Origin of the sequence: Streptomyces sp. Qhu_M48 (assembly GCF_051305195.1) — a bacterium.
Taxonomy (GTDB): Bacteria; Actinomycetota; Actinomycetes; order Streptomycetales; family Streptomycetaceae; genus Streptomyces.
In genome coordinates this window covers 1,930,356-1,957,011 of record NZ_CP195432.1, presented here as the reverse complement: position 1 = coordinate 1,957,011, position 26,656 = coordinate 1,930,356, and the positions used below count along the sequence as shown (strand labels likewise).

19 protein-coding genes and 3 pseudogenes are annotated in these 26,656 nt (G+C 72.6%); 10 read left to right on the top strand and 12 right to left on the bottom strand.

Going from position 1 to position 26,656, the window contains the following annotated elements; genetic code table 11:
* Nucleotides 1-132: 132 nt before the first annotated feature.
* Nucleotides 133-3,219, bottom strand: a complete 3,087-nt coding sequence (gene uvrA / locus ACRRSS_RS09100) for an excinuclease ABC subunit UvrA (RefSeq protein WP_435970711.1) — start codon at nucleotides 3,217-3,219, stop codon at nucleotides 133-135.
* A gap of 187 nt (nucleotides 3,220-3,406) precedes the next feature.
* Between uvrA and ACRRSS_RS09095 the strand changes: the two genes are divergently transcribed.
* From ACRRSS_RS09095 to ACRRSS_RS09085, 3 genes are all read left to right on the top strand, one after another.
* The gene (locus ACRRSS_RS09095) at nucleotides 3,407-4,090 is read left to right on the top strand and encodes a maleylpyruvate isomerase family mycothiol-dependent enzyme (RefSeq protein ID WP_435970710.1); all 684 of its coding nucleotides are present in this window, start codon (nucleotides 3,407-3,409) and stop codon (nucleotides 4,088-4,090) included.
* Between the two features lie 43 nt (nucleotides 4,091-4,133).
* Entirely contained in the window at nucleotides 4,134-4,790 is a 657-nt protein-coding gene (locus ACRRSS_RS09090) for an MBL fold metallo-hydrolase (protein WP_435970709.1), read from the top strand.
* A gap of 133 nt (nucleotides 4,791-4,923) precedes the next feature.
* On the top strand, nucleotides 4,924-6,216 hold the full coding sequence (locus tag ACRRSS_RS09085; protein WP_435975283.1) for an MFS transporter: 1,293 nt from the start codon (nucleotides 4,924-4,926) through the stop codon (nucleotides 6,214-6,216).
* A 144-nt stretch (nucleotides 6,217-6,360) separates the two neighbouring features.
* On the opposite strand, the gene ACRRSS_RS09080 is transcribed toward ACRRSS_RS09085, so the two are convergent.
* The 5 genes from ACRRSS_RS09080 to ACRRSS_RS09060 all read right to left on the bottom strand — a co-directional run bounded on the left by ACRRSS_RS09080 (nucleotide 6,361) and on the right by ACRRSS_RS09060 (nucleotide 13,748).
* Nucleotides 6,361-7,368: a TerC family protein gene (locus ACRRSS_RS09080; protein WP_435970708.1), complete on the bottom strand. Its 1,008-nt coding sequence runs from the start codon at nucleotides 7,366-7,368 to the stop codon at nucleotides 6,361-6,363.
* 230 nt (nucleotides 7,369-7,598) lie between these two features.
* Nucleotides 7,599-9,662, bottom strand: a complete 2,064-nt coding sequence (locus ACRRSS_RS09075; protein ID WP_435970707.1) for a TerD family protein — start codon at nucleotides 9,660-9,662, stop codon at nucleotides 7,599-7,601.
* A 140-nt stretch (nucleotides 9,663-9,802) separates the two neighbouring features.
* On the bottom strand, nucleotides 9,803-10,381 hold the full coding sequence (locus tag ACRRSS_RS09070; RefSeq protein WP_435970706.1) for a TerD family protein: 579 nt from the start codon (nucleotides 10,379-10,381) through the stop codon (nucleotides 9,803-9,805).
* 141 nt (nucleotides 10,382-10,522) lie between these two features.
* Nucleotides 10,523-12,652 carry an excinuclease ABC subunit UvrB gene (gene uvrB / locus ACRRSS_RS09065; protein WP_435970705.1) on the bottom strand — a complete coding sequence of 710 codons (2,130 nt, stop codon included), beginning with the start codon at nucleotides 12,650-12,652 and terminating at the stop codon, nucleotides 10,523-10,525.
* Nucleotides 12,653-12,848: 196 nt separating this feature from the next.
* Complete coding sequence (locus ACRRSS_RS09060) at nucleotides 12,849-13,748, bottom strand: MHYT domain-containing protein (protein WP_435970704.1); 900 nt, start codon at nucleotides 13,746-13,748, stop codon at nucleotides 12,849-12,851.
* A gap of 243 nt (nucleotides 13,749-13,991) precedes the next feature.
* On the opposite strand from ACRRSS_RS09060, the gene ACRRSS_RS09055 reads away from it, so the two are divergent.
* The gene (locus tag ACRRSS_RS09055) at nucleotides 13,992-14,558 is read left to right on the top strand and encodes a methylated-DNA--[protein]-cysteine S-methyltransferase (protein WP_435970703.1); all 567 of its coding nucleotides are present in this window, start codon (nucleotides 13,992-13,994) and stop codon (nucleotides 14,556-14,558) included.
* Between the two features lie 151 nt (nucleotides 14,559-14,709).
* Entirely contained in the window at nucleotides 14,710-15,999 is a 1,290-nt protein-coding gene (locus tag ACRRSS_RS09050; RefSeq protein WP_435970702.1) for an MFS transporter, read from the top strand.
* A gap of 48 nt (nucleotides 16,000-16,047) precedes the next feature.
* Here the strand turns inward: ACRRSS_RS09050 and ACRRSS_RS09045 are convergent, their stop codons facing one another.
* The 4 genes from ACRRSS_RS09045 to ACRRSS_RS09030 all read right to left on the bottom strand — a co-directional run bounded on the left by ACRRSS_RS09045 (nucleotide 16,048) and on the right by ACRRSS_RS09030 (nucleotide 20,688).
* Nucleotides 16,048-17,043, bottom strand: a complete 996-nt coding sequence (locus ACRRSS_RS09045; protein ID WP_435970701.1) for a TolB family protein — start codon at nucleotides 17,041-17,043, stop codon at nucleotides 16,048-16,050.
* 3 nt (nucleotides 17,044-17,046) lie between these two features.
* A complete protein-coding gene (locus ACRRSS_RS09040; protein WP_435970700.1) occupies nucleotides 17,047-18,456 on the bottom strand; it encodes an MFS transporter in 1,410 nt (469 codons plus the stop codon).
* A complete protein-coding gene (locus ACRRSS_RS09035) occupies nucleotides 18,456-19,793 on the bottom strand; it encodes a discoidin domain-containing protein (protein WP_435970699.1) in 1,338 nt (445 codons plus the stop codon). Before ACRRSS_RS09035 ends, ACRRSS_RS09040 begins: the two co-directional genes overlap by 1 nt.
* A gap of 538 nt (nucleotides 19,794-20,331) precedes the next feature.
* Complete coding sequence (locus ACRRSS_RS09030; RefSeq protein ID WP_351896829.1) at nucleotides 20,332-20,688, bottom strand: cupin domain-containing protein; 357 nt, start codon at nucleotides 20,686-20,688, stop codon at nucleotides 20,332-20,334.
* A gap of 274 nt (nucleotides 20,689-20,962) precedes the next feature.
* Here ACRRSS_RS09030 and ACRRSS_RS09025 point away from each other — a divergent pair.
* Nucleotides 20,963-21,859, top strand: a pseudogene (locus ACRRSS_RS09025) (pseudouridine-5'-phosphate glycosidase); the annotation flags it as partial.
* A gap of 164 nt (nucleotides 21,860-22,023) precedes the next feature.
* Nucleotides 22,024-22,938 (top strand): carbohydrate kinase family protein, encoded by a 915-nt coding sequence (locus ACRRSS_RS09020; RefSeq protein WP_435970698.1) that lies wholly within the window; start codon nucleotides 22,024-22,026, stop codon nucleotides 22,936-22,938.
* Nucleotides 22,939-22,942: 4 nt separating this feature from the next.
* On the opposite strand, the gene ACRRSS_RS09015 is transcribed toward ACRRSS_RS09020, so the two are convergent.
* Entirely contained in the window at nucleotides 22,943-23,590 is a 648-nt protein-coding gene (locus ACRRSS_RS09015; RefSeq protein WP_435975282.1) for a uridine kinase, read from the bottom strand.
* 96 nt (nucleotides 23,591-23,686) lie between these two features.
* Here ACRRSS_RS09015 and ACRRSS_RS09010 point away from each other — a divergent pair.
* Nucleotides 23,687-23,980: pseudogene (locus ACRRSS_RS09010) on the top strand (SDR family NAD(P)-dependent oxidoreductase); the annotation flags it as partial.
* A 162-nt stretch (nucleotides 23,981-24,142) separates the two neighbouring features.
* Nucleotides 24,143-24,489, top strand: a pseudogene (locus tag ACRRSS_RS09005) (MerR family transcriptional regulator); the annotation flags it as partial.
* Nucleotides 24,490-24,576: 87 nt separating this feature from the next.
* Here ACRRSS_RS09005 and ACRRSS_RS09000 read toward each other — a convergent pair.
* Entirely contained in the window at nucleotides 24,577-25,221 is a 645-nt protein-coding gene (locus tag ACRRSS_RS09000; protein WP_435970697.1) for a winged helix-turn-helix transcriptional regulator, read from the bottom strand.
* A gap of 91 nt (nucleotides 25,222-25,312) precedes the next feature.
* On the opposite strand from ACRRSS_RS09000, the gene ACRRSS_RS08995 reads away from it, so the two are divergent.
* A complete protein-coding gene (locus ACRRSS_RS08995) occupies nucleotides 25,313-26,524 on the top strand; it encodes a pyridoxal phosphate-dependent aminotransferase (protein WP_435970696.1) in 1,212 nt (403 codons plus the stop codon).
* Nucleotides 26,525-26,656 lie beyond the last annotated feature (132 nt).

Genomic DNA, 26,656 nt, shown 5'->3' with positions numbered 1-26,656 from the left:
GCCCTGCCGACGGCCCCGCCCGTGAACCCTGCGCGATGCCCTGCCCGTAGCCCTGCCCGTGGCCCCCCGGGTACGGGCCTGCGCGCGGGCGGCCGGGAGGCAGGGCCCCGGGGTGGGGCCCCGCCTCCGGCGTCAGGCCTTGCGGGCCTTGCTCGTCGCCTTCTTGGCAGCGGCCTTCGTGGCGGTCGCCTTGGTGGCGGTCGCCTTGGTGGCGGTCGCCTTCGTGGCCGTCTTCCTGGCCGGAGCGGCGGCCTTCGTGGCGGTGGCCTTCGTCGCCACGGTCTTCTTGGCGGCGGTCTTGGCCGGGGCCTTCCTGGCCGCCGCCTTCTTCGCTCCACGGGCCGCCGGCACGGCGACGGCCGCGTCGCTGATCCGGTCCGCGCCGAGGACCTCTCGGAGGAACTTGCCGGTGTGGCTCGCCGGGACCGAGGCGACCTCCTCCGGCGTGCCCTCGGCGACGACCAGGCCGCCGCCGTTTCCGCCCTCGGGGCCCATGTCGATGAGCCAGTCGGCGGTCTTGATGACATCGAGGTTGTGCTCGATGACGATCACCGAGTTGCCCTTGTCGACCAGACCGGAGAGGACCTTGATCAGCTTCGAGATGTCCTCGAAGTGCAGACCCGTGGTCGGCTCGTCCAGGACGTAGACCGTGCGGCCCGTCGAACGCTTCTGGAGCTCGGAGGCGAGCTTCACGCGCTGCGCCTCGCCGCCCGAGAGCGTCGGCGCGGACTGCCCGAGCCGGACGTACCCGAGGCCGACCTCGTTGAGCGTGCGCAGGTGGCGCGAGATGGTCGGGACGGCCTCGAAGAAGTCCAGGGCCTCCTCGATCGGCATGTTCAGGACTTCGGCGATGGACTTGCCCTTGTAGTGGACCTCCAGGGTCTCCCGGTTGTACCGGTCGCCGTGGCAGACCTCGCACGGGACGTAGACGTCCGGGAGGAAGTTCATCTCGATCTTGATCGTGCCGTCGCCGGAGCAGTTCTCGCAGCGGCCGCCCTTGACGTTGAAGGAGAACCGGCCGGGCAGGTAGCCCCGGACCTTGGCCTCCATCGTCTCGGCGAAGAGCCTGCGGACGTGGTCGAAGACGCCGGTGTAGGTCGCCGGGTTCGACCGCGGGGTGCGGCCGATCGGGGACTGGTCGACGTGTACGACCTTGTCGACGAGGTCGTCGCCGTCCACCCGCGTGTGCCGTCCGGGCACCGACTTGGCGCCGTTCAGCTCGCGGGCCAGGTGGGTGTAGAGGATGTCGTTGACCAGGGTCGACTTGCCCGAGCCCGAGACGCCGGTGACGGCGGTGAGGACGCCCAGCGGGAAGGACACGTCGATGTCCCGCAGGTTGTTCTCGCGGGCCCCGTGCACGGTGAGGCGGCGCCCCGGGTCGATCGGTCGGCGGATCTCCGGCGTGGGGATCGCCCGGCGGCCGGACAGGTACTGCCCGGTGATCGACTCCTCGTTGGCGAGGAGCTCCTTCATGGTGCCGGAGTGGACGACCTTGCCGCCGTGCTCGCCGGCGCCGGGGCCGATGTCGACGACCCAGTCGGCCACCTTGATGGTGTCCTCGTCGTGCTCGACGACGATGAGCGTGTTGCCCATGTCCCGGAGCCGCACCAGGGTCTCGATGAGCCGGTGGTTGTCGCGCTGGTGGAGGCCGATGGACGGCTCGTCGAGCACGTACAGCACACCGACCAGGCCCGAGCCGATCTGGGTGGCGAGCCGGATGCGCTGGGCCTCGCCGCCGGAGAGGGTGCCCGCGGCCCGGTTGAGCGAGAGGTAGTCGAGGCCGACGTCGACGAGGAAGCGCAGCCGCTCGTTGACCTCCTTGAGGACCCGCTCGGCGATCTGCTTGTCCCGGGCGCTCAGCCTGAGGCGGGAGAGGAACTCGGCGCAGTCGCTGATCGACATCGCGGAGACCTCGGCGATGGACTTCTCCATGACCGTGACGGCGAGGACGATCGGCTTGAGGCGGGTGCCCTCACAGGTGGGGCAGGGCACCTCGCGCATGTAGCCCTCGAAGCGCTCGCGGCTGGAGTCGCTCTCGGCCTCGGTGTGGCGCCGCTTGACGAAGGAGACGGCGCCCTCGAAGGCCGGGGTGGTGTACGCCCGCTCCCGTCCGTACCGGTTGCGGTAGCGGACCTCGACCTGGGTCTTGTGGCCGTGCATCAGGGCCTTCTTGGCGCGCTGCGGCAGTCCCGCGTACGGGATGTCCGTGCGGAAGCCGAGGGCCTGGGAGAGACCGCCGATGAGCCGGCCGAAGTACTCCTTGGTGTGGCCGTGCGACCAGGGGTGGATGGCGCCCTCGTCGAGGGACTTGTCCTCGTCGGGCACGATCAGCTCGGGGTCGACCTCCATGCGGGTGCCGATGCCGGTGCAGTCCGGGCAGGCGCCGAAGGGCGAGTTGAAGGAGAAGGAGCGCGGCTCCAGCTCCTCGAACGACAGGTCGTCGTACGGGCAGTAGAGGTGCTCCGAGTACATCCGCTCGCGCTCGGGGTCGTCCTCGGCGAGGTCGACGAAGTCGAGCACGACCATGCCGCCGGAGAGCCCCAGCGCGGTCTCGACCGAGTCGGTGAGGCGGCGCTTGGCGCCGTCCTTCACGGTGAGGCGGTCGACGACCACCTCGATCGTGTGCTTCTCCTGCTTCTTCAGCGTCGGCGGCTCGCTGAGCTGGATGGTCTGCCCGTCGACCCGTGCCCGGCTGTAGCCCTTGGTCTGGAGGTCGGCGAAGAGGTCGACGAACTCGCCCTTCCGCTCGCGCACGAGCGGGGAGAGCACCTGGAAGCGGCTGCCCTCGGGGAGCTCCAGGACCCTGTCCACGATGGCCTGCGGCGACTGGCGGGAGATCGGCCGGTGGCACTCGGGACAGTGCGGCTTGCCGATGCGGGCGAAGAGCAGACGGAGGTAGTCGTAGACCTCGGTGATGGTGCCGACCGTCGAGCGCGGGTTGCGCGAGGTCGACTTCTGGTCGATGGAGACGGCGGGCGACAGACCTTCGATGAAGTCGACGTCCGGCTTGTCCATCTGACCGAGGAACTGCCGGGCGTAGGAGGAGAGCGACTCGACGTAGCGGCGCTGCCCCTCGGCGAAGATCGTGTCGAACGCGAGGGAGGACTTGCCCGACCCGGACAGCCCGGTGAAGACGATCAGGGAGTCGCGAGGGAGGTCGAGCGAGACGTTCTTGAGGTTGTGCTCACGAGCGCCACGGACGATGAGACGGTCGGCCACGCCGGTCCGCACCTTTCTTCAGAGAGCGGATGTGCCTGAGAGCTGCTGATGTGTCTGTACACCCAACAACTCCAGGATGCCGGATGCTTCCATCGAGCCTATAGCACGCACATTCGATTTCCGGTCCTCCGGCGACCGCTTCACCCGAACGAGTGGTGGGACCCCTGCTGGCACTAGGGTCGGCGCCATGATCGACCACGAACGCGACCTTGCTCACGTCCGCGAAGCGACGGAGAAGCTGCTGAACGCGGCCGCCTCCCTGGACAACGCGGCGGCGGCCGAGCCGTCACGGCTGCCCGGCTGGACCAGGGGCCACGTGCTCGCCCACGTCGCCCGCAACGCCGACGCCCTGGTGAACGTCCTCCGGGGTCTTCCCATGTATCCCGACGCCACGACCCGCGACGCCGACATCGAGCGCGACTCCGGCCGCCCGGTCGACGTCCACCTCGCCGACCTGCGCGAGAGCGCCGACCGCTTCCTGTCCGTGGGCGCCGAGCCCGCCGACTGGAGCCGGACGGTCGAGCTCCGCAACGGCGTCACGGACAGCGCCTCCCGGATCCCGTTCCGCCGCTGGGTGGAGGTGGACCTGCACCACGTCGACCTGGGCGTCGGCTACGAGCTGGAGGACCTGCCCGAGGAGTTCACGACCCGCGAGATCGCGTTCCTCGCCGAGCGCTTCAGCGGCCTGGGAAGCGTGCCGGCGACGGTCGTCCGGTCGGGCGACGGCAGGACGTGGACGACCGGCGGCGAGTCCGGCGGCGTCACCGTCACGGGCCCGGCCCCCGACCTCCTCGGCTGGCTCGCCGGCCGCCGCGACGGCTCCGCCCTGAAGGCCGAGGGCGGCCCGCTGCCGGAACTCCCGGCGCTGTAGCCGCGGCAGCACCCGCGTCGGTGCGCGGAGCTAGGCTGAGCGCATGACGTACAGCGGAGTGGTGAAGGTCGGCGGACCGGCGGACGTGCACGAGCTGACGGACCTCATGATCTCGAAGGTCGCGGTCGGCCCGATGGACAACAACGCGTACCTGCTGCGCTGCCGGGCCACCGGCGAGCAGCTGCTGATCGACGCGGCGAACGACGCGGACACACTCCTCACGCTGATCGGTGACGACGGCATCAAGGCCGTCGTCACCACCCACCGGCACGGCGACCACTGGCAGGCGCTCGCCGCGGTGGTCGCCGCGACCGGCGCCGCGACCTACGCCGGCGCGTACGACGTGGAGGGCATCCCGGTCCTGACCGACGTGCCCGTCGAGGACGGCGACACGATCCGGGTGGGGCGGGTCGAGCTGACCGCGCGCCGGCTGGTCGGACACACCCCGGGCTCGATCGCCCTCGTCTACGACGACCCGCACGGCCACCCCCACGTCTTCACCGGCGACTGCCTCTTCCCGGGCGGGGTGGGGAACACCGGGAAGGACCCGGAGGCCTTCGCCAGCCTGATCCACGACGTGGAGACCAAGCTCTTCGCGGTCCTCCCGGACGAGTCCTGGATCTACCCGGGCCATGGCAAGGACACCACGCTCGGTGACGAGCGCCCCTCCCTCGCGGAGTGGCGCGAGCGCGGCTGGTGATCTGACCGAGGGCCGACCAGCGCGCGGCTGATCAGCCGCGCGCTCCCGCACGCCCCCGTAACCCGGACGACGGAGGGGTAGTTGGCGCGACATGCGCACCAGTCACTCTCCGTCGCCGCCTCCCCCGCCCTCCATGCCCCGGCTCGCCGCCGCCTCGCTCGTCGGCACCGCCATCGAGTTCTTCGACTTCTTCGTCTACGGGACCGCCGCCGCCCTCGTCCTGGGGCCGCTCTTCTTCCCGACCTTCTCGCCGCTCGCCGGGACCCTGGCCGCCTTCGGCACCTTCGCCGTCGGCTTCCTGTCCCGCCCGCTCGGCTCGATCCTCTTCGGGCACGTCGGCGACCGGTACGGACGGCGCCCGGTGCTCTTCGCCTCGCTGCTCCTGACCGGCTGCGCCACGGTCGCGGTCGGCTGCGTCCCCACGTACGCGACGCTCGGCATCGCCGCCCCCGTGCTGCTGCTCGTCCTGCGCTTCCTCCAGGGCCTCGGCCTCGGCGGCGAGTGGGGCGGGGCCGTCCTCCTCACCGCCGAGCACGCCCCCGCGCACCGGCGTGCGCTCTGGTCGAGCTTCCCGCAGATCGGCCCGTCGATCGGGTTCCTCCTGGCCAACGGCGTGATGCTGGCCCTCTCGGCCGGCCTGAGCGACGCCGAGTTCCGCTCCTGGGGCTGGCGGGTGCCGTTCTGGGCGGCGGGCCTGCTCGCCGCGGTCGGGCTGCTGCTGCGCTCCTCGCTGGCGGAGACCCCGCAGTTCGAGGAGCTGTCCGCGTCCGGGAAGCGCGCGGGCGCCCCGCTGGCCGAGGTCGTCCGTGACCACTGGCGGCTCGTCCTGCTGACGGCCGGAGCGCTCGCGGTCGGCTACGCCACCTTCTACGCGGTCTCCACCTGGGCCCTGTCCTATGGCACCGAGCAGCTCGGGGTGAGCAGCACGGTGATGCTGACCTGCGTCATGGCGGCGGTCGCGATCAAGGGCGCGACCACCCCGTTCGTGGCGCTCCTCGCCGACCGCTGGGGCCGCAGGCCGCTGTGTCTCGCGGGGTGCGCGGCCTCCGCGCTCTGGATGTTCCCGATGGTGGCGCTGCTGCACACGGCACAGCCGATGCTGATGTTCCTCGGGTTCCTGGGCGCGCTGCTCGCCTTCATCACCATGTTCGCGGTGGTCGCCGCGTACCTCCCGGAGCTGTACGAGCCCCGTGTCCGCTGTACCGGCGCCGCCGTCGGCTACAACCTCGCGGGCGTCCTGGGCGGCGCCCTCACGCCCCTGGTCGCCACGGCCCTCTCCGACGGCGGCTCCGGTCCGCCCTGGGGTGTCGCGGCCTATCTGACCGTGGTCGCCCTCGTCAGCCTGGCCTGCTTCGCGCTCCTCCCGGAGACGATGCCGCGGCGCTCGCGGGAGACCGTCCCCGAGCCCGCCTCGGCCTCCGCCTGACCCTGAGACGCCGACGGCGGCCCGGGAAGCCGCTCCGGATGCGGGGGGAGCCGCTCCGGATGCGGGGGGAGCCGCTCCGGATGCGGGGAAACGGCGACGGCCGGCCGGGGAGACCCCCGGCCGGCCGTCGCCGTGTGTGCCGCGTCAGGCGCCGATGCTGTCCTTCTCGGCGCCGTCGGCGTCGGCCACGCTCTCGGCGGCCTCGCGCTCCGCCTGCCGCTTCGAGGCGATCAGGCTGGTGATCGTGGTGATGACCAGGACACCGCCGATGACCGCGAGCGAGAACGGGATGGAGATCTCCGGGACGTGCACCCCGGACTCGTGCAGGGCGTGCAGCACGAGCTTGACGCCGATGAAGCCGAGGATCACCGACAGGCCGTAGCTGAGGTGGACCAGCTTCTTGAGCAGGCCGCCGATCAGGAAGTACAGCTGACGCAGACCCATCAGGGCGAACGCGTTGGCCGTGAAGACGATGTACGGGTCCTGGGTCAGGCCGAAGATCGCCGGGATGGAGTCGAGGGCGAAGAGGATGTCGGTGGTGCCGATGGCGAGCATGACGACCATCAGCGGGGTCATGATCCGCTTACCGTTGTTCCGGATGAACAGCTTGGTGCCGTGGTACCGGTCGGCGACGCCGAACCGCTTCTCGACGCTCTTGAGGAGACGGTTCTCCTCCCAGTCCTCCTCGTCATCGTCGGCACGCGCCTCCTGGATGAGCTTCCAGGCGGTGTAGATCAGGAACGCGCCGAAGATGTAGAAGATCCAGGAGAAGTTCGCGATGACCGCCGCTCCCGCGGCGATGAAGATCGCGCGGAGCACCAGGGCGATCAGCACACCGACCAGCAGCACGCGCTGCTGGAGGTGGGAGGGCACCGAGAACTTCGCCATGATCAGGACGAAGACGAAGAGGTTGTCGACACTGAGCGACTTCTCGGTGATGTAGCCCGCGAAGAACTCGCCGGACGCCTGGCTGTTGCCCCAGAACAGCAGGCCGATTCCGAAGAGGGCGGCCAGGACGATCCAGACGACCGTCCAGATTCCGGCTTCCTTGACCGACACGTCATGGGGCTTGCGCCCGATGAAGAAGTCGGCTCCGATCAGGGCGACCAGACCAAGAATGGTCAGCACCCACATGGTCATTGAAACGTCCACTGCGCCTCCGGCGTCGTACGGCTACTGATCAGCGTCGTCGCTGCCGGAGGTCTCTTCCACCCGGGGCGAACCCTCGCCACCGGGCCGACGCCCCGGGATCGGATCGATGAGGATCCGTCCGTATTGACGGGTACGCCGCGCATGGGGAGTACTCCCCTCCGCACCGGAAAGCCTACCCGAAAGACCAAGAGAAGGTAAAGGGCAGGGTAAAGAGCTACCAAGAGTCCAGGTCAGGACCGCTGTCCACGACGAGCGGCGGCCACCTGCGCGAGGACCGTCCGGAGGACGCCGCTGCCCGGCGGAAGCATCGGAGGCTCGTACGACCAGGCGTGGCCGACCCACGGATCGGCGAGGTGGTCGTCGGGGACGGGCGTGAGCCGCAGCAGTGAGCGCCACAGCGGATCGAGCAGCGGCCCGTACGCGGACGCGTCCTCCCGGTCCGCCACCATCAGCAGATGGACGCCGACCGAGGGCCCCTCGTCGGCGAGGTACCGGAGCCGGGTGACCGCCCGGTCGTCGAAGCCGTGCGGGAAGTCGTGCACGAGCAGCAGCTGCCGGGCGGTGTCCAGACCGGGCGGCAGGGCGTCGGCGGCCCCGGCCCGCGCCGCCATCTGCAACAGGTCCACCCGCTCGGTGAGCTGCTCCAGGACCGCCGAGACCCCGGCCGCGCCCCGGGCCGGCGGGGCCGCGAGGACGCCCGTCTCCACGAGCGGGGCGAGCGCGGCGGCGCCCGCACCGGCCGGGTCGACGACGTGGACGGTGAACGCGCCCGCCGGGTGCGCCGCGAGCAGCCGGGCCGCGTGCGCGACCGCGCTGTCCAGGGCGAGCCCGCGCAGTTCGACCTCGTCGAGGAGACCGGCCGCCTCGGAGCGGCCGCGGCCGCTGTCCACCCAGAGCCCGCGCTCCAGGGGCAGCCGGACGAGCATCGGGATCCGCAGATCGGTCCGCTCGGGGAGGTGGAGGTCGCCGAGGCGGACGGCCATGGGCTCCTCGGCGGGGACCCGGTAGGCCTGCCAGACGGGGTTGTCCCAGCGGGCGTACGCGGCGGGCAGCGCCGGTTCGACGACCTCCGACTCGGCCGCGAGCTGGGCGAGGTCCCGGTCCAGGACCGCGCGGGCCCGCTCCACCAGCTCGTCGTGCCGGGCGCGGGCGGCCGCCCGCGCGGCGTCGTTGGCGCCCCCGCCGCGGGCGCGGTAGTCGGAGAGCGTCTCGTCGAGCTCACGGTCGAGCCGGGACTCGGCGAAGTCGCGGGCGCTGCGGTAGGCGGCGGCGGTCCGGGCCAGGTCCTCGAACATCCCCCACACCTGGTTGTACAGGCGCTCGTCCATGGACCAGCCCGAGGCGTCCCCGGCGACCGGGGTGGGCGGAGCCTGCCGGGGCTCGGACTCGGGCGCGGCCTTCCGGCGCCGGGGGTGGGCGTAGTCGATCGGCCCGCCCCCGCCACCGGGAACGGAGGTCCCCGCGACGGGGGTCGGCTCGCCCGTCACCGGGGCCGCCGTACCCGTGACGGGAGTCGGCGCGCCCACGAGCGGCGTCGGCGTGTTCGTACCCGGGGTCGGCGTGTTCGTACCCGGGGTCGGCGTGTTCGTGCCCGCCACGGGGAGGGGAGGCGGGCTCGTCACCGTGGTCGGCGGCGGCGTCACCGGGGTGGCCGGGTGCGGGTCCGGCGTGGTCAGGGCGGCCGCGTGCCGTACCCGCTCCTCCTCGGGCGCCTGGAGCGTCGGGGCGGCGACCGGGGCGGGCCCGGGCGTGAGCGGCTCCAGGATCGACGCGGCCAGGTCGGCCGAACGCTCCAGGCCCTGGTCGCCGAGGAGGTCGGCGAGCCCGCCCTCGTACCCCTGGCCCATGGCGCGGACCTTCCAGGTGTCCTGTCTGCGGTACAGCTCCAGGGCGACGACGGCGGACTCGCTGTCGAGGCCGGTGATCGTGTAGCTCACGATCTCGTCGCCGTCGGGGCCCGCGACGGCGACGAACGGGGCGGCGACGCTTCCGAAGCGGGCGGCTCCCCCGGCGCGCGCGCCGGGCAGCGCCAGGAGGACCGAGACCCGGTGGACGGCGCTGGGGACGGCCGCCAGGTCGACGGTGAGGCGGTGGTCGGCGGCGGCCTGCCCGGGGACGTCGACGCCGGGCAGGGAGGGCGAGCCGGGGTGGGCGATCCACTCCACGCCCGGGACCCTGCCCTGCTCGTCGCAGAGGGTGGCACCGGCGAGGACGGGATGGCCGGCGGACACCCGGATCTCCAGTCGGGTGTCGGGCAGGGGGTGGTTCTGCCCCCGGACCAGCTCGGCCGTCATCGACTCTGTCCCCTCAGCGTTGCCCGGCGCGGATCAGGCGTTGTACGTGGAAGCGTCCATTGCGGTGGACGCGTTCATGCGGGACAGCTCCCGGTGGCCTGCTGCCTCCGGGAGCTGCGGATGGGTGCTGCGCGGACCGCCTACAGGTGCGGCAGGATCGCGGGCATCAGGTCCTGGAAGGTGCGCCCGTTGGCCGGGTTGCCCAGGGCCGTCATCTGCCAGCCGGAGCCGGCCCGGTGCACCTTCGCCATGATCTGCGCGGTGTAGCGGCCGCCGCCGTCGAGGGTGTAGCGCGCGAGTTCCTGCCCGTTCGTCTCGTCGACGATCCGGCAGAACGCGTTCTGCACCTCCTGGAACGTCTGGCCGGTGAAGGAGTTCACCGTGAAGACGATCTGGTCGATGTGGACCGGGACGCGCTCCAGGTCGACGAGGATCGCCTCGTCGTCGCCGCCCTGGCCCGCACCGCCGACGAGGTTGTCGCCGGTGTGCTTGACCGAGCCGTCGTCGCTGACCAGGTGACGGAAGAAGACCACGTCGACCGGCTGCTTGTCGGCGAAGAGGACGGCCGAGGCGTCCAGGTCGATCTCCCGGGTGCGCGAGCCGAAGAGACCGCGGCGGGGCGCGGCCTGCCAGCCGAGGCCCATCCGCACCTGGGTGAGGTTGCCCCCGCCCTTCTTCTCCAGGCTGATGGCCTGACCCTTGGTCATGTTGACCGACACGCGTTTGCCCCTCTCGTTGGCGTTCCCCGCGACCGCTGTTCCGGTGCGTGCGGTTGTCGAGCACCCTACGCAGCGCCACGGACACCGAGGAGGTGTGGTCCGGTTCTGTGTCGGTCTTGCAACACACCGGACCACGACCGGTCAGGCGAGTCCCGCCTCCTTCATCTGGCGCAACTCCTTCTTCAGCTCTCCCACTTCGTCACGGAGCCGGGCGGCCACCTCGAACTGCAGCTCCGCGGCGGCGGCGCGCATCCGGTCGGTCATCTCCTCGATGATCGCGGCCAGTTCCGTGGCGGGCCGGTCGCCGAGCTCCACGGTGGAGCCGGCCCTGCCCTTGCCCTTGACGCCGTGCGCGGCGAGCGAGGGGACGGGGGCCTTGGCGCCCTTGCCCTCCTTGCCCTGGCGGTAGCCGGTGCCGAGCAGCTCCTCGGTGTCGACCTCCTCGCGCGCGATGGTCGCGACGATGTCGTTGATCTTCTTGCGGAGCGGCTGCGGGTCGATGCCGTGCTCCGTGTTGTACGCGATCTGCTTCTCGCGGCGCCGGTTGGTCTCGTCGATGGCCTGCTCCATCGCCGGGGTGATCCGGTCCGCGTACATGTGGACCTGGCCCGAGACGTTCCGGGCGGCGCGGCCGATCGTCTGGATCAGGGAGGTCCCGGAGCGCAGGAAGCCCTGCTTGTCGGCGTCGAGGATGGCGACGAGGGACACCTCGGGGAGGTCGAGGCCCTCGCGCAGGAGGTTGATGCCGACGAGGACGTCGTACTCGCCGGCGCGCAGCTCGCGCAGGAGCTCGATGCGGCGCAGGGTGTCGACGTCGCTGTGCAGGTAGCGCACCTGGATGCCGAGCTCCAGGAAGTAGTCGGTGAGGTCCTCGGCCATCTTCTTGGTGAGGGTGGTGACGAGGACCCGCTCGTCCTTCTCGGTGCGCAGCCGGATCTCGTGGACGAGGTCGTCGATCTGGCCCTCGGTGGGCTTGACGACGACCTCGGGGTCGATGAGGCCGGTGGGGCGGATGATCTGCTCGACGAAGCCGTCGCCTCGCGAGAGTTCGTACGTCCCGGGGGTCGCGGAGAGGTAGACGGTCTGGCCGATCCGCTCCTGGAACTCCTCCCACTTGAGCGGGCGGTTGTCGAGGGCGGACGGCAGCCGGAAGCCGTGGTCGACCAGGGTCCGCTTGCGGGAGGCGTCGCCCTCGTACATGGCGCCGATCTGGGGCACGGTGACGTGCGACTCGTCGATGACGAGGAGGAAGTCCTCGGGGAAGTAGTCGATGAGCGTGTTGGGCGCGGAGCCGGGCTCGCGTCCGTCGAAGTGCATCGAGTAGTTCTCGATGCCGGAGCAGGAGCCGATCTGGCGCATCATCTCGATGTCGTACGTGGTCCGCATGCGCAGGCGCTGGGACTCCAGGTGCTTGCCCTGCTTGTCGAGCTCGGCGAGACGGACCTCCAGCTCGCGCTCGATGTCGTTGACCGCGCGCTCCATGCGCTCGGGGCCGGCGACGTAGTGGCTGGCGGGGAACACGTACAGGTCGCGGTCCTCGCTGATGACCTCGCCGGTGAGCGGGTGGAGGGTGGAGAGGGCCTCGATCTCGTCGCCGAACATCTCGATGCGGACGGCGAGCTCCTCGTACACCGGGAAGATCTCGATGGTGTCGCCGCGGACGCGGAAGGTGCCGCGGGTGAACGCCAGGTCGTTGCGCGTGTACTGGATGTCGACGAAGCGGCGCAGCAGCTGGTCGCGGTCGATCTCCTCGCCGACCTTGAGCTGGACCATCCGGTCCACGTACTCCTGGGGCGTGCCGAGGCCGTAGATGCAGGAGACGGAGGCGACCACGATGACGTCCCTGCGGGTGAGCAGGGAGTTCGTCGCGGAGTGGCGGAGCCGCTCCACCTCCTCGTTGATGGAGGAGTCCTTCTCGATGTACGTGTCCGACTGCGGCACGTACGCCTCGGGCTGGTAGTAGTCGTAGTACGAGACGAAGTACTCGACCGCGTTGTTCGGCAGGAGCTCGCGGAACTCGTTCGCCAGCTGGGCCGCCAGCGTCTTGTTCGGCGCCATCACCAGGGTGGGGCGCTGGAGCTTCTCGATCATCCACGCGGTGGTGGCCGACTTTCCGGTGCCGGTGGCACCGAGGAGCACGACGTCCTTCTCGCCCGCGCGGATACGCCGCTCCAGGTCGGCGATGGCCGTCGGCTGGTCGCCGCTGGGCTGGTAGGAGCTGACGACCTCGAAGGGCGCCACCGAACGTTCGATCTTGGAAACGGGCCGCATGCACCCACCGTACGACCCGGCACCGACAGTCGGGTGGTGATCGGCGGCCCGCCCGCCCGCCGGGCCCCTCCACCGGCCCCGTCATCGGCCTCGTCGCCGGGCCCTCCACCGGCCCCGTCGCCTGCCCCGTCACCGCGGTCGGGAGCGCTCCGTCATCGATCCCGGGAGCGCCCCGATCGTGGTCCGGAGGCTCCGCTCACCAGTCCTGGGAGCGGTGGCCGCCACGGGCCACGCTCCTGCGGGCGCCGCGCCCGGCGGTCCGGGCCGACCAGTTGGCGGGCTCGCCGTAGGACGGCACGTGACGCGGGGCGGGCACGCCGGGGCGGTGCGGACCCCGGGCGGCGGTCGCCTGCCAGTCGGGGTCGCCCATCACGAGCAGCGGGTCGAACATGACGACGACGGCGGCGAGGATGAGGAAGACCGCCGGGCCGATCAGCATCGGCAGGAGGAGCGAGGTGGCGGCGTCGCCGGTGCCGGTGGAACGCTCGGTTCCGTGCAGGTGCACGCTGACGGCCGCCATGGCGGTGTAGTGCATACCACTGACGGCGACGCCCATCACGAGGCTCGCACCGAGGCTGGCCAGAAATCCATGGACGGAAACGGCCGCCCAGAGGGCCGTGGTGGCCGCCACGACGGCGATGACCACGGAGAAGACCACGGTGAGGGTGTCGTACTCGATGCGCCCCTGGAGACGCATGCCGGCCATGCCCAGGTAGTGCATGGTGGCGACGCCGAGGCCGGTGATGGTGCCGCCGGTGACCAGGGTGAGGGCGGTGGCCCCTCGGTATCCGACGATGAAGATGCCGATGCCGACCATGACCACCGCGACGCCGAGGCTGGCGAAGGTGATGGGCAGGTCGTAGTGGATGGGCGCCTGCCGGACGGAGAAGCCCATCATCGCGATGAAGTGCATGGTCCAGATGCCGCTGCCGATGGAGGTGGCGCCCAGGACGAGCCAGCCCGCCTTGAAGCTGTCGCGGTGGCGGAGCGATCGCGTGGTGCACCGGAGGCCCAGGGCGCCGCCCAGGCACGCCATGAGAAAGGCCGCCACCGGGGTGACGAGCCCGTAGCTGAATCCGTCGACCGTGCCCTGCATGAGCGTGTGTCCTCCACCCCTGGTGCCACGTCGTCCGAAAACAGTCGGTACCGCTGGGTAGTACTACCGGGGCGAGATTATGGCGCGCCGGGGGCCCGGCGACCACGTGACCGGGGAATTACTCCTCGTGAGACCTGAGCGAGACCGGCCCGTGATCTTGACATCGATTCCCGGAGCCCGCCGGAGCCCCCTGGCCGCGGATTCCGACCTCGGCTGTCGGTGGCGGGTCGTACGGTGGGCGCCATGGACATCGAAGCGGGGCCGGCGGGCGGCGAACGGCCCGTCCCGGTCGAGTGGACGGTCATGGAGAGCGCCATCGGACCGCTCTTCCTGGCGGCGACCGCGCGCGGGCTCGTGCGCGTCGAGTTCCACGCCGACGCGGCACGGCGGGCGCAGATGCTGGACCGGCTGGCCGGGCAGCTCGGCGCGGTGCCGGTGGAGCGCGCCTCGGGGCTGCTCGCGGGCGCGATACGCCGCCTCGACCGGTACTTCGCGGGCGAGCCCGGCGATCTCGGCCTGCCCCTCGACTGGAGCCTGACCGCCGGGTTCAACCGGCAGGTGCTGCGCGAGCTGGCGAGCGGTGTCCCGTACGGCACGGTCGTCGGGTACGGGGAGCTGGCCAGGCGCGTGGGGCAGCCGGGGGCGGCCCAGGCGGTCGGGGCCGCGATGGGCTCCAACCCGCTGCCGGTGGTGGTGCCGTGCCACCGTGTGGTGGAGAGCGACGGCGGACTCGGCGGCTTCGGGGGCGGCCTGGAGACCAAGAGACAGCTGCTGGCACTCGAAGGCGTACTGCCGGCACCGCTGTTCTGAGGGGTCGGGGTCGGGAATCGCTGTTCTGAGGGGTCGGGAATCGCTGCTCCGAGGGGCGGGGAACGCTCCTCCGAGGGGCGGGGAACGCTCCTCCGAGAGGCCCCGAAGGGGACCGTTCCCATGAGATGGGACGGCTGGCAGACTCACGAGAGTGACCCAGACCCCCGGCGCCCGTGACGCCACCCTCCCCGAGCGGATACCCGTCACCGCCGCCGAGCTGCCCGCCCTGCGCCGGCGCGTCCAGGCCGTCCTGATCGCCACCCAGATCCTCGGGGGCCTCGGCATCGCCACCGGCGTCGCGCTCTCCGCCGTCCTGGCCAAGGACGTCAGCGGCTCCGAGGCCCTCTCCGGTCTGGCGTCGACGGCGACGGTGGCCGGACCCGCGCTGCTCGCCATGCCGCTGGCCGCGCTCATGGCCTCCCGGGGGCGACGGGCCGGCCTCGTCCTCGCGTACCTGATCGGCGCGGTCGGTGCCGGGGTCGCGGTGCTCGGGGCGGTCGTCGGCAGCTTCGTCCTGCTGCTCGTCGGGCTCGTCGGCTTCGGCGCCGGGGCCTCGGCGAACCTGACGGCCCGCTTCGCCGCCGCCGACCTGGCCGAGCCGGACCACAGGGCACGGGCCATCTCCACGGTGGTGTGGGCGACCACGATCGGAGCGGTGCTCGGCCCGAACATCGCCGCGCCGGCCGGGGAGAGCGTCGCGGGCTGGGGAATCCCCGCCACCGCGGGGCCCTTCGTCTGGGCCGGCGGTGTCTTCGTGGTCGCGGCGGCCGTGGTGGCCCTGCTGCTGCGTCCGGACCCGCTCCTCACCGCCCGCGCGCTGACCGACGCCGAGGCGGGCGGCGAGGCCGCGGAGAGCCGATCGCTGCGGGCCGGGATGCGGGCGGTGCGGGAGTCCCCGAAGGCCCGCCTCGCCCTGGTCACCGTCGCCGTCTCGCACACCACGATGGTGTCGATCATGTCGATGACACCGGTGGCGCTCACCCACCACGGCGCGGACATCCAGCTCATCGGGCTCGTCATCAGCGGGCACATCGCGGGCATGTACGCCTTCTCGCCCGTGATGGGCTGGCTGTCCGACCGGCTGGGGCGGCTGTCGGTGATCGGGCTCACGGTCGGGCTCATCGGCCTGGCGGCGCTCATCGCTGGCACGGCGGGACCCAGCCACGGCCGGACCGCCCTGGGACTCTTCGTCCTCGGCCTGGGATGGTCGGCGGGCCTGGTCTCCGGCTCGGCGCTGCTCACCGACTCGGTGCCGCAGGCCGCGCGGGCGGCGGCCCAGGGACTCTCCGACTTCGTCATGAACACCTCGGCCGGCCTCGCCGCCCTCCTGGCGGGCCTGATCGTCGCGCAGGCGGGTTACGGACCGCTGAACGCGATCGCCGCGTGTCTGCTGCTGCCGATGGCGGCGCTCGCGCTGCGCGGCTCGCTCCGGAAGTCCTGACGCTCCGGAGCGCCGGGCCGCGTCGGCGCGCGGGACGTCCGGACGGCGTCAGCGCGGCACCGCCGGGGAGGACGCTCCGGCCGCCAGTCGGCGGGGCGCGCCCGTGCCGTCGGCCGGTACGGCCCAGACCGCTCCCCCGTAGCCGTACGCGAGGGTCTCCCGGTCCGTCCAGAGCGCCTGGTCGTCGATGCCGCGCCGCTCGGCGACCGCGTGTTCGCGCCCGGTGCCCACCTCGTACACGTACAGCCGCCATGGCTCGCGCGGGCCCTCGGAGACCCGCTTCTTGAAGGCGATCCGTGTGCCGTCCGGGGAGAGCGAGGGGCATTCGACGTTCTCCCGCAGGGCCCGGGCCGACCAGCTCCTCATGTCCCCCTCGACGAGATGGGTACGGCCGCCGGTCGACACGGTGGCGTAGAAACGGTTGTCGTCGGCGGCGAAGCTGACGCCCCAGTAGTTGACGTCGGGGGCGTGGTGGCGGCGGCCGCCGAGGGTGAGGGGGATCTGCTCGATGTTCTTCACCAGATAGCCGGTCCGCAGGTCGAGTATCGAGGTGCGGGTGGAGAAGGACGAGCGCGCGTAGGAGTCGCCGGTCGCGAACATAGTCCAGGAGAGCATGTTTCCCGAGGCCGAGACCCGGGCCCGGCTGGGAATGCCCGGCAGGCCGATGCGACGCACCTCGCGCAGCTCCCGGTCGAGCACCAGGACGTACGAGCGGGCCGGGACGCCCGGTCGGCGCTGGAGGCAGAGGGCGGTGGATCCGGCCGCGTGGAAGCGGTCGCACGAGGGGCCTCCCACCACCCGGCCGCCGGGAGCGGACGGGTCCACGCGCGCGACGCGGCCGCTGGCGGTGTCCCGGGCGTAGAGCGCGGAGGCGGCGCCGTCGAGGGTGAAGCCGGGGTCGGCGGTCCCGGTGGCCGCGGCCTCACGGCCCGAGGCCGCCCGCAGGGTGTAGGCGGTGGCTCCTCCGCCGAGCAGGAGGAGGGCGAGGACGAGGATCCACACGCGGGTGCGGGTGGACGGGCGGGCGCCGGACGGGTCGGACATGGGTCAGTCGGTCCTCTCGGGGTGTTCGGGGACGACACTTCCTGCGGGCGTCGGGGCGCTCGTCCCCGAGGGGCCGGCGGGCGTCTTCGCGGGGGTGGCGGGCAGCAGGCGCGCGGCGCAGCACAGGGCGGCCGTGAGGGCGAGCATCGCCACCACGAGCGCGGCCTCGGGCCCGCTCGCGGTCCAGACGGCGCCGAACCCGACGGCGGCTCCGACCCGGGCGAGGGCCTGCGCGGTCTGGACGACCGCGAGACCGCCCGCCTGCCGGCCCTCGGTGAGGAAGGGGCCGGTCAGGGCCATCAGGACGCCGTCCGTGGTGGCGTAGAAGACCCCGAGCAGCAGCAGGACGCCGAAGAGGACCGCCGGGTCGGGCAGCGGGGTCAGGAGCAGTCCGTAGGCGAGGAGCAGGGCCCCGTGCCCGTACAGGAGGGGGCCGCGCCGCCCTATGCGGTCGGCGAGGCGTCCGGCGGGGACCGCGAGCAGCAGGTAGACGGCGGCCGCGCCGAGCGGCAGGAAGGGGAACCAGGTGGCGTCGAACGCGAGCCGTCGTTGGAGCAGCAGGTAGAGGAAGGAGTCGCCGATGGTGGCGGCTCCGAGGAGCCCTGCGCAGAGCACGATCCGTCGGTACGCGGGCGAGCGCAGCCCGGCGAGGACCCCGCCACGCGCGCGTGGCCCCGGCGGAGCGGTCGCCCTCGTCGCGTGACCGGGGGTCCTCCCGTCGCCGGGGGTCGCTCTTCCATCGCCGGAACCGCGGCTTCCGTCGCCGGGGGGCCGCTTTCCGGCGCCCGGGGTCCGGCCGGGGACGAGGAGCAGCCAGAGCAGGACGCCGAACGCCCCGACGCAGAAGCTGACGGCGAAGACGGCGTCGTACGCGTCGGCCGTCACCCACAGCAGCGCGAAGGCGGCCAGGGGACCGAGGAGCGCTCCGGTGGTGTCCATGGCGCGGTGGGTGCCGAAGGCACGGCCGAGGTCCTCGGGCGGGCTGTGCAGCGTGATGAGGGCGTCGCGCGGGGCGGTGCGGACGCCCTTGCCCAGCTTGTCGGCGGCGAGCGCCCCGGCGATCCAGCCGGTCGCGCCGCCCGCGAGGAGGAGGCCGAGGCGGGAGCAGGCGGAGAGGGCGTAACCGAGCCCGCCGACCTGTTTGTGGCGGCCGCCCCGGTCGGCGGTGGCGCCGCCGAGGAGCCGTACGAGCGCGGTGGCGCCGGTCGACAGACCGTCGAGCAGCCCGAACTGGAGCGGGGAGAGACCGAGTCCGAGGACCAGGTAGAGCGGCAGTACGGCGGTCACCATCTCCGAGGAGACGTCGGTGACGAGGCTGACCGCGCCGAGGGCGAGGACGGTGCCCGGGACGCGCCGCCGGACCCCCGAGGGGGCGGGCGGCGCGTCGCGGCGACCGGTGGTCGCGAGGTACATCAGTGGCAGGTGTAGGTCGGGCCGGAGTCCTTCACCTGGTTGTCCGTGCCGACGTACTGCCAGGTGTAGGTGGTGTCGGTGAAGTCCAGCTTCAGGACGCCGTACGGACCGCTGATCCGCTTCTGGCTGTTGGGCTGGACCGTCTCGATGTCGTAGGGCTCGGCGCCGCCCATGCCGCCGACGATCTCGACGATGCCGTCGGCGGTGGCCCGCCCGTTGGGGTCCTGCGGGGCGAAGCGCTCGTAGTGGTGGTCGTGTCCGTTGAGGACGAGGTCGGCCTTGGCTCCGTAGAGGATCTGCCAGACGGGCTTGGAGACCGGGTCGTTGCCGTGGCCGCCGGAGGAGTACAGCGGGTGGTGGAAGTAGGCGGCGACGCAGCCCCTGGTGTTCCGCGCGAGGTCGTCCTTGAGCCACTGGATCTGCGCGGCGTCGTCGAAGGAGTTGGAGTCGAGGGCGACGAAGTGCCAGTTGCCCTGGTCGTAGCTGTAGTACGACTTGCCCTGCGGGTAGGCGATCGAGCCGAAGTACGACTTGTAGCCGGCGAGCGGGCCGGCCGGGTCGTAGGTCTCGTGGTTGCCGGGGACGGGCCGGGTCTTCGCCTTGAAGGCGCCCCAGCTCTTGTCGTAGTAGGCGCGGAAGTCGGAGAGCAGGGCGTCGTCGTACTGGTTGTCGCCCATCGTCAGGTAGAAGGAGGGCGCGATCCGCTGGGCCAGGGCCGCCGTCTTGGGGTGGGCGCAGGAGCTGCTGGAGGCCGTGCACTGGGCGGCGATGTCGCCGGCCGCGACGACGGTGAAGGAGCCGGTGGGCGGGGTGGTGTCGGCGGTGCCGTAGACCTCCACCGAGAAGAGCGAGTAGCCGTACGAGGTGCCGCGCGCGGTTCCGTAGACGCGCAGGTGGCGGCCCCGGCCGGTGAGTCCGGTCCAGTCGTCGGTGCCGCCGTTGCCCGCGGTCTCGTTGGCGAGGCGGGTCCAGGTGGTGCCGTCGGCGGAGATCTCGACGCGGTAGGCCTTGGCGTACGCGGCCTCCCAGACGAGCTTGACGCGGGAGACGGTGGCCGAGGGGCCGAGGTCGACCCGGATCCACTGGGGGTCGGAGCCCTCGGCGCTGGCCCAGCGGGTGGTGGAGACGCCGTCGAAGGCCTTCTCCGGGCCGAACGTGCTGTCCTCGACGGAGGAGGACGTGGCCGGTCGGCCCTGGGAGATCAGGACGTCGGCGGCGGCCCCGGCGCGTTCCGGGAGGGCGAGGAGGAGCCCGCCGACGAGCAGCAGGACGGCGGTGAGGACGAGGGGCAGACGGCGGGTCGTGGAGTGGGGTGGGGCGGAGGCGTTCAGGCGCATACCTGGGCTCCCTGGCCTGTGGGGTCGGCGAGAGCTGGACACCGGTGCGGCGCACCACGGACCGGCCGCACGGCGGGCCGGTTCGCCCGTGCCGCGGGGTGCGGACACGGACGGCCGGCCGTGTGGCGTTCGGGGCGCCACGCGGCGGGGTGGTGCTCGGCGGCCGGGTCAGAGCTCTCGCTGAGCGCGTCACGCCCCGTGGGGTGGGGCGCCGCGCCGAGCCGCTGCCGGGGATGTTAGCCGATAGGAAGGTTTCCTACCAGACTCTCAACCGCCTACGGAAACGAGCGATTTCGGGCCTGTGCGGGCCCGGTCCGGACATGGCTCGGGCCCGGTCCTGGCCGCGTTCGGACCTCGTTTCGGGCCCCGACCGGACCTCGCCCAGGCCCCGTCCGGGCCGTGTTCGGACCTCGTTTCGGGCCCCGACCGGACCTCGCCCAGGGCCCGTCCGGGCCGCGTTCGGGCCTGACCGGACCTCCTCCAGGCCCCGCTCGGGCCCCCTAAGGGCTTATCCGCGTCGTCGGGGGCTCATCCGGCCTCAGAGGCTGATGTGGTAGGCCTTGCGCAGGGTCTCGTGCACGGTCCAGGTGGTCCTGTCGCCCTCGCGCAGCACGCAGGCGTCACCGGGGCCGATCTCCAGGGTGTCCCCGCCCTCGACGGCGACGGTCGCCCGGCCGGAGACCACCACGAAGAGCTCGTTCGCCTCGGTGTCGGTGACGACGCCGGGGGTGATCTGCCAGATGCCGCGCAGCTGCTTGCCGTCGGCCGACTCCCACAGCACCTTGCCCGTCACCTCGGGGGTGCCGGAGACGATCTGGGCGGGGTCGAGCGGCTCCGGTTCGAGCTCCGCGTCGGGGATGTGCACGGCGAAGGAGGGCTGGTCATGTGTCGTCATGGGCGGTGACTGTAGCGGGGGTCCGGGGCCGCCCAGAGGCCGGGAGGGTCTGGACCGAACCCCTCCGCTTCGCCTCCCACCAGGCGCGATGCCCGAATCCCGCGACGACGACGAAATCCGCACGAGCCCTTCGGCGCAGCGCCCGGCAGGTGCCGCGCCCGGCCCGGACACCCGCGCCGGGCACCGCGTGACGGATTCCGCAGGCACCGCCCGCCGTGTGGCGGGAGGTCGCCGACGAGGTTTGCGGGGCGCGTGGTCGCGCCAGGAATGGGACATGTCCACACAGGTGTCCGAAGAGGTACGGGAGGCGCTCCACGAGGGGCGCCCCGTCGTCGCGCTCGAATCGACGATCATCGCCCACGGCCTGCCGCGCCCGCGCAACCTGGCCGTGGCCCTGGAGCTGGAGGGGCTGGTGCGGGCCGGGGGCGCGGTCCCCGCCACCGTCGCCGTGGTCGACGGCACGGCCAGGGTCGGCCTGGACCGGGCGTCCCTGACCCGGATCGCCGAGGACCCGGCGGTACGGAAGCTGGGCCACCGCGACCTGGCCCCGGCCCTGGCGACCGGTGTGACCGGAGCGACGACGGTCTCGGCGACGGCCTGGCTCGCCGACGCGGCCGGCATACGGGTGTTCGCGACCGGCGGCCTCGGCGGCGTGCACCGCGAGTGGACCGAGACCCAGGACGAGTCCGCCGACCTGCGGCTGCTCGCCCGGGTCGGGATCACCGTGGTCTGTGCCGGGGTCAAGTCGATCCTCGACGTGCCCGCGACGCTCCAGCGCCTGGAGACGCTGGGGGTGACGGTCGTGGGGTACGGCTCGGAGCACTTCCCCGGCTTCTACCTCTCCTCCTCGGGCGAGCCCGTCGACTGGACCCTGCGGACCCCGGAGGAGGTGGCCGGGGTGATACGGGCGCAGGACCGGCTCGGCGGACCGCGTGCGGCGCTCGTCGTGGCCAACCCGGTGCCGGCGGCGGAGCAGTTGGATCCCGCGCTGCACGACCGGGTGCTCGCGGAGGGCCTGGCGGTGGCGAAGGAGAAGGGGATCACGGGACAGGCGGTGACACCCTTCCTGCTCGAATACCTGACGGTCCACACGGAGGGCGCGTCCCTGGAGGCCAACCTGGCGGCGGTACGGGGCAACGTGCGGCTCGCGGCGCGCATCGCGGGCGCGTACGGCACGGGTACGGAGTCGGGTTCGGGCTCAGGCGCGGGCGCGGACGCGCACAGGGATGCGGGGGCGGAGTCGGACTCGGGTTCCGGCTCAGGCGCGGCCGCGCACCGGACCACGAGTTCGGAGTCGGACTCGGACTCGGGCGCGGCGACCGGCGTGAGCGGCCGGTGAGCCCGGCGGCGGGCGCGCTGCTCGTCGTCGGGGACGTGGTCACGGATGTCGTCGCCCGGCACCGGACGCCGCTCGCCCCGGCCACGGACACGGCGGCGGAGATCCGGACCCTCCCGGGCGGCGCCGGGGCCAACGCGGCCTGCTGGGCCGCGCGTTCCGGGTGCGAGGAGGTGCGGCTCCTCGGCCGGGTGGGGACGGACAGCGCCGTCTGGCACGACCGGGCGCTGCGTCGCGCGGGCGTACGCCCCCTGCTGGTCGTGGACGCGGAGGCGGCGACGGCCACGGTGATCGCGCTGGTGGACCCCAGCGCCGAGCGCACCTTCCTGACCGACAGCGGCGCCGCGCTGCGCCTCGCGCCCGAGGACTGGTCCGCCCGTCTGCTCGACGGCGTGGCGCGGCTGCATCTCTCCGGCTACCTCTTCTTCGCCGCCGCGAGCCGCGAGACGGTCCGGCGGGCGCTGCGGGACGCGGGAGAGGCGGGGATTCCGGTGAGTGTGGACCCGGCGTCGGCGGGGTTCCTGGCGGAGCTGGGGCCGGAGCGGTTCCTGGCGGCGGCGGAGGGCGCCGAGATCCTGCTGCCCAACGTCGACGAGGCCCGCGCGCTGACCGGCCGGGACGAACCCGAGGTGGCGGCGGCCGAGTTGAGCCGTCGGTTCCCACTGGTCGCGACGACCCTGGGGGCGGCGGGCGCGCTGGTCGCCGAGGGGGGTGCGGTCACCGCGCGAGTGACGGCGCCTCCGGTGCGGCCGGTGGACTCGACGGGCGCGGGCGACGCGTTCACCGGGGCGTTCCTGGCGGCCCGGCTCGCGGGCGCGGACCCGGCGAAGGCCGCTGAGGCGGGCTGCCGCGCGGGGTCGGAGGCGGTCACGGTGGTGGGCGGCAGACCCCCGGACCCTCCACCCGGCCCCTGACGGCTCATGCCTCCGGCCGCCGGCCCAGCCCGGTCCACGCCGGGTGGCGCGGGTCGTCGGCGCGTACGACGGCGTCGGCCGCCGAAACCGGGTCGACCTCCGTCTCGTACCGGGCGAAGGCGGGCAGGGCCCAGGGTTCCCCGGTGCGCCGGGCGAGGGCGGCGGGCGAGAGTCGCAGGTGCACGGAGAGGTCGAAGGGAAACCAGTGACCGAGCAGGAAGGGGCCGTGCAGTACGAGCACCCCACCCGGCGGCAGCGTCACGTACGGGCTGCGGGTCGCCCGGTCGCGTACCGGATCCCACAGGTCGGGCAGGACACGCCCGGTGCCGCCGGGTTCCAGCGGGTTGAAGATCTCCCGCCAGAGCGCCCCGACGTCCGTCCACCCGTCGTAGTACGCGTCCGGGTCCTGCTTCCCGTACTCGTACCGCAGGGACGCGGGCCGCAGGAATCCGCTGGTCCCCACGACGTGCACCGCGCGCCCGCGCGACCGCAGCGCCTCGGCGAGCAGCTCCGCGAGCTCGCCGCCGGGCGCGGCGGGCGGGCCGTCGACGGCGACCTTGAGCCGGCTGCCGCCCGCTTCCGGCTCGGACGCGTCGAGGTGTCCGGCGAGCGCCTCCGCCAGCCGGTCCCAGGTGATCGCCTCGTATCGCATCCCGCTCGCCCCACTCACACCGTTCATCCTGCACACCGGACCACCGGACCGTCGCCTCGACCTTGCCACTGACGTCACCGTTCGACCATCGGATTCATGACCACCGACCGCGTGAACACCCACCGCACGACCACCGACCGCACGACCGCCGGATGCACGACCGCCGGGTGTACGCACACGAGAGGCACGGACACCGGGCGCACGAACACCACCACACCCGCCAGGGTCGTCGCCGTCACCGGCGCGGGCACCGGCATCGGGCGGGCCACCGCCCGTGCCTTCGCCGGACAGGGGGCGACCGTCGTCGCCGTCGGCCGGCGGGAGGAGCCGCTGCGGGAGACCGCCGAGGGGCACCCCGGGATCCGCCCGCTCGCCGCCGACGTCACGGCGGAGAACGCGCCCGAGGAGATCGTCGGCGCGACCGTGACCGACCACGGCCGGGTGGTGGCGGTCGCGCCCGGCGCGATCGAGACCCCGATCGCGGACCACTTGGGCCTCTCCCCCGAGCAGGCGACTGCGCTTCGGGCGTGGCAGCTCGCGCAGGTGGCGCCCTTGCTCATCGGTGAACTGGCCCGGCGGACGGGGGCGTCGGCCCGCGCGTCGCGCCACTACGAGGCGGTGGGGCCGATCACGTCGACGCGCGCGGCCAACGGCTACCGGGGGTACGGGGAGGGCGCGGTGGCGCGCGTGGCGAACATCCGGTACCTGCTCGACGCGGGCCTCACCCTGGACGACGTGTCCGCGTTCCGTTCCTGCCTGGACGGGGACATGCCCTCGGCCCCGCCGTCCGCGCGCGGCCTGGAGATCGCCCGCGAGCGGCTGGCCGTGCTCGACGCGCGCGGATCGCGGCCCAGACCGAGGCCCAGACCGAGGCCCGGGACAGGCTGGCACACACCCTCAACGCTCACCCGGACCCACCGACACACGGTCCGAACGACCCGAGCAGTCCCAGCAGTCCCAGCAGTCCCAGCGAAGCTGACCCGCGCTCAGCGGACCCCGGCGGCCCGCACGGTCGTGTCGAGCACGGCACGCCCCGACTCGATCGCCTCGGCGAGCGTCGTCTCCCCGCCCGCGAGGGCCCGGCAGGTCGCCGCGTCGGTCCTCAGCCGGGCGTCGGGCTCCTCCCCCGTACCGGCGCCGTACACCCCGTCCCCGTACGAGAGGGATCCGTCCTCCCCGATCCGTACGTGGAACTCCCCCTCGTCCAGGGTCACCTGGACGATCCCCGCTCCCCGCTCGGCGAGCGGCCCGAGGAGCGGGATCGCGTACCAGTGCGCGCGGACGGCGTCGGTGGGCCGAGGTTCGCCCAGGTCGGAGGCGCCCCAGGCGGCGAGGGCGCGCAGCACGGGCAGCAGGTCGCGGCCGCGCGGGGTGAGCTCGTACACGGACGCCGAGGCGGGCGGGGGCAGTCGGCGGCGGGTGACGAGCTCGGCGCCCTCCATGTCCTTGAGCCGCCCGGCCAGCATGTCGGTGCTGACGCCCGGGAGGTCGGCGTGGAGGTCGGTGTAGCGGCGCGGCCCGGCGAGGAGTTCGCGGACGACGAGCAGGGTCCACCGGTCGCCGACGAGGTCGAGGGCGCGCGCGGCGGCGCAGTGCTGGTCGTAGCTGCGGCGGCGTGGCTGGCGTGGCATGCGACGCAGTCTAGACATGTCGTTGGACTTTCCAAGCTCGAACTTGGTAAAACCAAGCAACACTGATTCCGGGGACCTGGGGAGGTCGGACATGGAGTTCCGGCAGTCGAGCAAGCTGAGCGAGGTCTGTTACGAGATCCGGGGCCCGGTCATCGAACACGCCAACGCGCTGGAGGAGGCGGGCCACAGCGTCCTGCGCCTCAACACCGGCAATCCGGCGCTCTTCGGCTTCGAGGCGCCCGAGGAGATCGTCCAGGACATGATCCGGATGCTCCCGAAGGCCCACGGGTACACCGATTCCCGGGGCATCCTCTCCGCCCGCCGTGCCGTGGCCCAGCGCTACCAGGCCATGGGGCTCCCGGAGGTCGACGTCGACGACGTCTTCCTCGGCAACGGCGTCTCGGAGCTCGTCTCGATGGCCGTCCAGGCCCTCCTGGAGGACGGCGACGAGGTCCTGATCCCCGCCCCCGACTTCCCGCTGTGGACGGCGGTCACCACCCTCTCGGGCGGCAAGGCCGTGCACTACCTGTGCGACGAGTCGGCCGACTGGTACCCGGACCTCGACGACATGGCATCGAAGATCACCGACCGGACCCGGGCCGTGGTCATCATCAACCCCAACAACCCCACCGGCGCGGTCTATCCGAAGGAGATCGTCGCGGGCATCCTCGACCTCGCCCGCCGCCACGGCCTGATGGTCTTCGCCGACGAGATCTACGACCAGATCGTCTACGACGAGGCCGTGCACTACCCGGCCGCCTCGCTCGCCCCTGACCTGGTCGTCCTCACCTTCGGCGGGCTCTCCAAGACCTACCGGGTGGCGGGCTTCCGCTCCGGCTGGCTCGTCGTCACCGGCCCGAAGCAGCACGCCAGGAACTACCTGGAGGGGCTCACCATGCTGGCCTCCATGCGGCTCTGCCCCAACGCCCCCGCCCAGTACGCCATCCAGGCCGCGCTCGGCGGCCGCCAGTCCATCCACGAACTCACGGCCCCCGGCGGCCGGCTCCGCGAACAGCGCGACCGGGCCTGGGAGAAGCTCAACGAGATCCCCGGCGTCTCCTGCGTGAAGCCGAAGGGAGCCCTCTACGCCTTCCCGCGCCTGGATCCCGCCGTGCACAAGATCCACGACGACGAGAGGTTCGTCCTCGACCTCCTCCTGCGGGAGAAGATCCAGGTCGTCCAGGGAACCGGCTTCAACTGGCCCCGCCCGGACCACTTCCGCATCCTGACCCTGCCGTACGCCGACGACCTCGACGCCGCGATCGGCCGCATCGGCCGCTTCCTGAGCGGCTACCGGCAGTGAGGCGACCGACCGTGACGTCCCGCCGCCCGACTGCCATGATCTGAGGGTCCGAGGGATCTTCGGACCCGACGAGCGGACCTGACGAGGGACCCTCCGAGGGGATCCGACGAGGGAATCGGCCGTGGAGACGGC

Coding starts and splice junctions, on each gene's coding strand:
- ACRRSS_RS09055 (WP_435970703.1), top strand. CDS start 13,992: ATGGACATCGAAGCGGGGCCGGCGGGCGGCGAACGGCCCGTCCCGGTC.
- ACRRSS_RS09045 (WP_435970701.1), bottom strand. CDS start 17,043: ATGTCCGACCCGTCCGGCGCCCGCCCGTCCACCCGCACCCGCGTGTGG.
- ACRRSS_RS09035 (WP_435970699.1), bottom strand. CDS start 19,793: ATGCGCCTGAACGCCTCCGCCCCACCCCACTCCACGACCCGCCGTCTG.
- ACRRSS_RS09090 (WP_435970709.1), top strand. CDS start 4,134: ATGACGTACAGCGGAGTGGTGAAGGTCGGCGGACCGGCGGACGTGCAC.
- ACRRSS_RS09060 (WP_435970704.1), bottom strand. CDS start 13,748: ATGCAGGGCACGGTCGACGGATTCAGCTACGGGCTCGTCACCCCGGTG.
- ACRRSS_RS09040 (WP_435970700.1), bottom strand. CDS start 18,456: ATGTACCTCGCGACCACCGGTCGCCGCGACGCGCCGCCCGCCCCCTCG.
- ACRRSS_RS09000 (WP_435970697.1), bottom strand. CDS start 25,221: ATGCCACGCCAGCCACGCCGCCGCAGCTACGACCAGCACTGCGCCGCC.
- ACRRSS_RS09015 (WP_435975282.1), bottom strand. CDS start 23,590: ATGCGATACGAGGCGATCACCTGGGACCGGCTGGCGGAGGCGCTCGCC.
- ACRRSS_RS09030 (WP_351896829.1), bottom strand. CDS start 20,688: ATGACGACACATGACCAGCCCTCCTTCGCCGTGCACATCCCCGACGCG.
- ACRRSS_RS09095 (WP_435970710.1), top strand. CDS start 3,407: ATGATCGACCACGAACGCGACCTTGCTCACGTCCGCGAAGCGACGGAG.
- ACRRSS_RS09085 (WP_435975283.1), top strand. CDS start 4,924: ATGCCCCGGCTCGCCGCCGCCTCGCTCGTCGGCACCGCCATCGAGTTC.
- uvrB (WP_435970705.1), bottom strand. CDS start 12,652: ATGCGGCCCGTTTCCAAGATCGAACGTTCGGTGGCGCCCTTCGAGGTC.
- ACRRSS_RS09075 (WP_435970707.1), bottom strand. CDS start 9,662: ATGACGGCCGAGCTGGTCCGGGGGCAGAACCACCCCCTGCCCGACACC.
- ACRRSS_RS08995 (WP_435970696.1), top strand. CDS start 25,313: ATGGAGTTCCGGCAGTCGAGCAAGCTGAGCGAGGTCTGTTACGAGATC.